The following is a 6,708-nucleotide window of genomic DNA, read 5'->3' as shown; positions in this document are numbered from 1 at the left end:
ACCTGGACCGCTGTCGACCGTGACTACGAACAGCTCCGCATCGACATGCAAACCCTCTTCACCGACCTCGGCATCTCCGTCGCCGCATAGACAACAAATTGTCGATGAGGAGCCCTCAAGCGCCTAGGGGAGTGTCTGTCGTTGTCCACATCCCCGTCCGGTCCGACGCTGTGTCCACAGGTCCTCGCGCCGGCCTTCTGCTGGGAATGCCGATCCGGCACGGTGGTCTCAGCGCACCCGCCGGTGCGCTCAGACACCACCTGACATGCACAGGAGAGGCGGACAGCATGAACGACAGCTACGTGACCGTGAACGGCAACCTGACCAGGGAGCCTCAGCGCAAGTTCGGCAAGAAGTCGGGTGACCCGTTCACCGTCTTCGGGATTGCCCAGAACCACTCGCACCGAAAGCCGGACGGCACGTTCGTCGAGACGGGCACCAGCTACTACGAGGTGATCGCGTTCCGTGCCCTCGGCGACAACTGCGCGGCAAGCCTGCACCTGGGAGACCCGGTCGTGGTCTACGGCCGGTTGAGCATCAACAACTGGGAGACCGAGGACCGGCACGGCACCACGGTGCAGATCGACGCCGGCCACGTCGGTCACGACCTGCTCTTCGGCACGTCGTCCTTCGCGCGGGGCCGGGCGGCGGCGGCAAATCACGACCGGATCGCCACCGAGGTCAACGGCGCGCCCGGGCAGGTCAACAGTGACGGCGAGTTCTTCGAGCAGGACCTCGGGCCCGAGCCCGCTCCGGAGGACGTGGAGCACGAGGCTCAGGTGGCCTGAGGGACGCGGGTCGAGAGGATCCGACCTGCGGATCGAGACCCGACCTGCCAGATCGAGGACCGGGGGCAGAGTGACCGCGCGATTCTGCCGGGCCGCGACCGGCGGATAGCCTGGGCGCCATGGCGGAGTTCATCTACACCATGAGTCGTGCCCGCAAGGCCCACGGCGACAAGGTCATCCTCGACGACGTGACGATGTCGTTCTACCCCGGTGCCAAGATCGGGGTGGTCGGGCCCAACGGTGCCGGTAAGTCGACCATCCTGAAGATCATGGCCGGGATGGACCAGCCCTCCAACGGCGAGGCTCGGCTGACCCCCGGCTACACCGTCGGCATCCTGCAGCAGGAGCCGCCGCTGGATGAGGACGAGACCGTGCTGGGCAACGTGCAGCAGGGGCTCGGCGAGATCAAGGACAAGGTCGACCGCTACAACCAGATCTCCGAGGAGATGGCCGACCCGGACGCCGACTTCGACGCGTTGATGGCCGAGATGGGCCAGCTGCAGGAGGCGATCGACGCCGCCGACGCCTGGGACCTGGACTCCCAGCTGGACCAGGCGATGGACGCGCTGCGCTGCCCTCCGGGCGACGCCGACGTCACCGTGCTCTCCGGCGGTGAGCGCCGCCGCGTCGCGCTGTGCAAGCTGCTGCTCAGCAAGCCCGACCTGCTGCTGCTGGACGAGCCGACCAACCACCTCGACGCCGAGAGCGTGCAGTGGCTGGAGCAGCACCTGGCCTCCTACCCCGGCGCAGTCCTGGCCGTCACCCACGACCGGTACTTCCTGGACAACGTGGCGCAGTGGATCGCCGAGGTCGACCGCGGTCGGCTCTACCCTTACGAGGGCAACTATTCGACCTACCTGGAGAAGAAGCGCGAGCGCCTCGCAGTCCAGGGCAAGAAGGACGTGAAGCTGGCCAAACGCCTGGAGAAGGAGCTGGAGTGGGTCCGCTCCAACGCCAAGGCCAAGCAGACCAAGTCCAAGGCGCGGCTGGGGCGCTACGAGGAGATGGCCGCCGAGGCTGACCGCACCCGCAAGATGGACTTCGATGAGATCCAGATCCCGCCGGGGCCCCGACTGGGCAGCCAGGTGATCGAGGTCAGGGACCTGAAGAAGGGCTTCGGTGAGCGGGTGTTGATCGACGACCTGTCGTTCACTCTGCCGCGCAACGGCATCGTCGGGGTGATCGGCCCCAACGGCGTCGGCAAGACCACGCTGTTCAAGACGATCGTCGGCTTCGAGGATCCCGACTCCGGGTCGGTCAAGGTCGGTGACACGGTCAACATCTCCTACGTCGACCAGAGCCGCGGCGGCTTGGAGGCCGACAAGAGCCTGTGGGAGGTCGTCTCCGACGGGCTGGACTTCATCAAGGTCGGCAACGTCGAGATCCCCTCGCGTGCCTACGTCTCGCAGTTCGGCTTCAAGGGCCCCGACCAGCAGAAGAAGGCCGGCGTGCTCTCCGGCGGGGAGCGCAACCGGCTCAACCTGGCGCTGACCCTCAAGCAGGGTGGCAACCTGCTGCTGCTCGACGAGCCCACCAACGACCTCGACGTCGAGACCCTCGGCTCGTTGGAGAACGCACTGCTGGACTTCCCCGGTTGCGCCGTCGTGATCAGCCACGACCGGTGGTTCCTGGACCGCGTGGCCACGCACATCCTGGCCTACGAGGGCACCGAGAAGGACCCCGACAACTGGTACTGGTTCGAGGGCAACTACGGGGCGTATGAGGAGAACAAGGTCGAGCGTCTCGGTGTCGAGGCGGCTCGGCCGCACCGGGTGACCTACCGCCGGCTCACCCGCGACTGAGCGCGACCAACCCACTCGGAGCCGCCGAGCGGGTTGCCGGGCACGAGGGGATGGGATGTCGCGACGGCCACGCCGGCTCCCACCGCTGCCCGACCGGGACGGCCTCGGGGCCGCCCGGGTGCGGATGCCGCGCGTCGGTCCGTGGAGCACCGTGGTCGAGTTTCTGATCGAGCGCACCGGCGACGCCGAGGGCGTCGAGCAACGGTTGCGGGACGGCGAGATCCGGCTCGGCGACGGCACCGTGGTCACCGGCAGCACCGCATACCGTCCGGGCGGGATGGTCTACCTCTATCGCGACCTGCCCGACGAGGTCCCGGTGCCGTTCGGCATCGAGGTGCTGCACCACGACGAGCACCTGCTGGTCGTGGACAAGCCGCCGTTCCTGGCCACGATGCCGCGGGGGAGCCACGTCGCGCAGACCGCCCTGGTGCGGCTGCGCCGAGAACTGAACCTCCCCGAGCTGGCCCCGGCACACCGGCTGGACCGGTTGACCGCCGGGGTGCTCGTGCTCACCACCCGGCGCGAGGTGCGCAGGCCCTATCAGGAGCTCTTCGCCCGTGGCGAGGTCACCAAGATGTATGTCGCGCTGGCACCGGCCCGTGAGGATCTCGCCCTCGCGGTCGACGTGCGCGACCGGCTGGTCAAGCCCCGCGGCTCGCTGCAGACCGTGCGCGAGCCGGGGGAGCCCAACGCGCACACCCACGTGGAGCTGGTGGAACGGTGTGGGGAGCCAATCGTGCGGCAAGGCAAACAGGGACTCTACCGGCTCACCCCGACCACCGGGCGCACCCATCAGCTGCGGGTGCACCTGGCCGGTCTGGGCATTCCCATCGAGGGGGACCCGCTCTATCCCGTCGTCCAGGACCTGGCCTTGGACGGCTTCACCACCCCGCTGCAGCTGCTTGCCCAGCATCTGGCGTTCGTCGATCCGTTCACCGACGAGCAGCGGACCTTTACGAGTCGACGGCGGCTGCCGCTGACCGGGACGGCGGCGCCGGACGCTCCCACTGCGCGGTGAGGCCGGTGGGCTGCCCGCCCATCCGTCGCACCAAGGTGTGCGACGCCGCGTTGTGCACGTCGGTTTCGGTCGTCACCGCCTCGACTCCGCGGAGGCGCAGCTCGGTGCCGACCGCCAGGACCAGGCGCAGGCACAGCGACGTCCGGCGTAGCGACGCGACTACCCCGAGGCAGCCGACCCGCGGATGCGGTGAGCGGTTCCACACCCGGACCAGACCGACGTGGGCGCCGTCCGACTGGCGCCGGGCCACGACATACAGGGCCGGGTCGAACTGCCCGTCGTCCAGCGACTCGGCCATCTCGGTGACGGTGCCTGCCCACCCGGAGGTGCCGGGGATGTCCTGGCGGATCTGGTTGTCCAGGGCGCACAGCGCGGTCAGGTCGGTATGCCGTGCGCTCACCAGGTCATAAGAGACGTCGTCCTCGGGTCGGCGGCCGATGCGGAGCCTGGTCAGCCGGTCGAGGGCCGGGGCCACCCGGATCAGCCAGTGCTGCTCGAGGCGCGTCCGGCGGAAGCCGGCACCGCTCAGCGCGGCCGACTGATTGTCGTCGTGCGCCGGGGCGGATGCGAGCAGCGGGACACCCGCATCCTGGGCGAGAGCTGCAGCTAGGTCGCCCCACACGTCAGGGAGCTCCGATGGCAGCCGCACGACGCAGCGCCGATCGGGCCGCAGCCACGCCCGTGCCTCAGCTGGCGGGGTGTTGCCGGCCGCGCTCACCCGCCAGCTGAGCGGGTCGAGCTGCTGGACGACATACGGCATACGGCATGGTGTCGCGCGGCGCAGCGAGTCGGCCACCGGTTTTCGTGAACTGCGGGATCACGCGACGACCTGGTGGGACAGACTGAGGCCATGAAGATCGGACTGCAGGTCTCCTATTTCAGCTGGCCGGACGCGCCGGCCTCGATCGGTCCGACCTTCGGGCGCATCGCTCAGGACGCCGAGGGCGCGGGACTGTCGAGCCTGTGGGTGATGGACCACTTCTTCCAGATCTCGATGGTCGGGCCCCCCGAGCTGGACATGCTGGAGGGCTACACCGCGCTGGCCTTCGCGGCAGGGCTGACCTCGCGCATCCAGCTCGGCACCCTGGTCACCGGGGTGACCCACCGGCATCCCGGGCTGCTGGTCAAGACCGTCACCTCCCTGGATGTGCTCAGCGGCGGCCGGGCCTGGCTGGGCATCGGCGCGGCGTGGAACGAGGAGGAACACCTCGGGCTCGGCGTGCCCTATCCGGCGCTGAAGGAGCGGTTCGAGCGGCTGGAGGAGACGCTGCAGATCGCGCACCGGATGTTCGCCGGCGACGAGTCGCCGTTCCACGGGCGGCACTACCAGCTGGAGCGCCCGCTCAACGTGCCGGCGCCGGTGAGCCGGCCGCACCCGCCGATCATGGTGGGCGGCTCGGGGGAGCGCAAGACGCTGCGGATGGTCGCGCAGTATGCCGACGCCTGCAACATCTTCGACATGGGACCGGAGGCGGTGCGCGCCAAGTACGACGTCATCGACCGGCACTGCGCCGACGTGGGCCGGGACCCCGCAGAGATCGAGCGGACGGTGATCGCCCGGATGCCGTTGGCGCGCCGCGGCCAGGGGGCTGCGGCCTCGGGGGAGGACACGATGAGCGTCGCGCAGGCCGTCGACAAGCTGGGCGCACTGGCCGAGATCGGCACCGACGCCGTGCTGTTCGGGCTGCCCGACGCACACCAGCCGCAGGTGTTCGAGCTGGTCGCCGAGCTCGTCGAGCAAGTCGGGGCCTCCGCAACCGACGCCGGCTGAGCAGGGGCGAACAGTCCTGTGGATATCCCGGCTGGCGGTCGGGTCGTGACCATAGGCTGAGCAAGTGCTGGTGGTGGACCCACATCTGCGTCCCGAAGACCTCCGCCGGGTCCGGGCAGGGATCAAGAGTGCCCTGGTCTCTGGAGTCGTCCCGTGGGACGATGACTCAACAGGAAGTGAGGTGCAGCGCCCATGAGGATTGGTGTGTCACCCGCAGACCAGGTGTTGGCTCGACTGGACATCGACCTGGCAAAGCGCCTGGGGGAGAGCGTGGATCCGCGCGTCGAGATGATCGCTCGCGCAGACCTGTCGTCTTACGACCGCCACGTGGCTCGGGCCACGCCGACGGGTGCGACTCATCGGCCGGTCGTGTGGCTCGATACGGAGACTGGCGAGGTCGTGGACCCGAGCGAGGACGGGCAGGGCACTGCCGAGGCATCGAGCAACGGGTCGGCGTCGGACGGCGGGCCGTCGGACAAGGCTTCCTGAACTCGGGCCATGGGGTCGTTCTCGCGCTGGTCAGGCAGGGCGCCGACAGCGCAACCAGAACCGCTTGAGGCTCAGCCGCACCGGTGGCCCACTCGCTGGTCCCGACTCGTGCAGCGCCAGCAGCTGCTCGGCATACGCATCGACCGTGAAATCCTCCGGCGCCTCCCATGGGACCAGTTGAAGGTAGGCGACCAAGGCGGCCACGTCGTCGAAACGGTAGCTGCCCACGAACTGGGCACCGTCCACGACCGACAACCCGGCCGCGCTCAGCGCCGCCCGGTGCAGGTCGAAGCGCACCTGGGGCGCCGGCGCCGGATGGCCCAACAGCTCGCCGAGCTCGTCACCGCCGACCTGTTGGGTCAGGAAGGTCCCACCCGGCGCAAGGACCCGCGCGATCTCCCCGGGATGGTAGGACTCGTGCCGGTTGAGGATCAGGTCGAAGCGGCCGGTCGGGAACGGCATCGGCTCGAGCTCGTCCAGGTCGTCGGGCTGGCCGAACTCCACGACCGCTATGCCGTGCGCCGCCAGGGCCGCCGTCGCGACCGGCACGTTGGGTGCCCATCCCTCGGTGGCCACGGTGTCGTGGGGAAGCACATCGGCGAGCCGCAGCAGCGCCTCGCCGTCACCGGTGCCCATGTCGAGCACATGGGACGCCTGACCGGCGGCCTCACGGCATACCTGCTCGAAGTCCCACGGCGGGGAGTCCTGGTCCATCCGCCCGGTCAGCGAGGAGAAGTTCCAGCCCTCCGGCTGCCCGGTCTGCTCGGCCCGCCAGGCGGCCAGCAGCTCCTCGGGCACCCGGCGAGGCGACCCCGAGGGCGATGTGTCGGAGGTCATCGG

6 protein-coding genes are annotated in these 6,708 nt (G+C 69.3%); 4 read left to right on the top strand and 2 right to left on the bottom strand.

What is annotated here, in order from left to right:
• Positions 1-287 precede the first annotated feature (287 nt).
• From ACR2FV_RS06740 to ACR2FV_RS06730, 3 genes are all read left to right on the top strand, one after another.
• Complete coding sequence (locus ACR2FV_RS06740; protein WP_434014921.1) at positions 288-788, top strand: single-stranded DNA-binding protein; 501 nt, start codon at positions 288-290, stop codon at positions 786-788.
• Between the two features lie 119 nt (positions 789-907).
• Complete coding sequence (ettA, locus tag ACR2FV_RS06735) at positions 908-2,590, top strand: energy-dependent translational throttle protein EttA (protein ID WP_434014920.1); 1,683 nt, start codon at positions 908-910, stop codon at positions 2,588-2,590.
• A gap of 55 nt (positions 2,591-2,645) precedes the next feature.
• Positions 2,646-3,608: a pseudouridine synthase gene (locus ACR2FV_RS06730; protein WP_434014919.1), complete on the top strand. Its 963-nt coding sequence runs from the start codon at positions 2,646-2,648 to the stop codon at positions 3,606-3,608.
• Here the strand turns inward: ACR2FV_RS06730 and ACR2FV_RS06725 are convergent.
• The gene (locus tag ACR2FV_RS06725) at positions 3,544-4,368 is read right to left on the bottom strand and encodes a GNAT family N-acetyltransferase (protein ID WP_434014918.1); all 825 of its coding nucleotides are present in this window, start codon (positions 4,366-4,368) and stop codon (positions 3,544-3,546) included. The two genes, ACR2FV_RS06730 and ACR2FV_RS06725, sit on opposite strands and share 65 nt — an antisense overlap.
• Positions 4,369-4,458: 90 nt before the next feature.
• Between ACR2FV_RS06725 and ACR2FV_RS06720 the strand changes: the two genes are divergently transcribed.
• Entirely contained in the window at positions 4,459-5,379 is a 921-nt protein-coding gene (locus ACR2FV_RS06720; RefSeq protein ID WP_434014917.1) for an LLM class F420-dependent oxidoreductase, read from the top strand.
• 519 nt (positions 5,380-5,898) lie between these two features.
• On the opposite strand, the gene ACR2FV_RS06715 is transcribed toward ACR2FV_RS06720, so the two are convergent.
• Complete coding sequence (locus ACR2FV_RS06715; protein WP_434014916.1) at positions 5,899-6,705, bottom strand: class I SAM-dependent methyltransferase; 807 nt, start codon at positions 6,703-6,705, stop codon at positions 5,899-5,901.
• Positions 6,706-6,708: the final 3 nt, after the last annotated feature.

The sequence above is a fragment of the Ornithinimicrobium sp. genome, assembly GCF_051004135.1.
GTDB lineage: Bacteria > Actinomycetota > Actinomycetes > Actinomycetales > Dermatophilaceae > Ornithinicoccus.
Note: the sequence above shows the minus strand (reverse complement) of the source record. Positions and strands in the feature narration are given on the sequence as shown.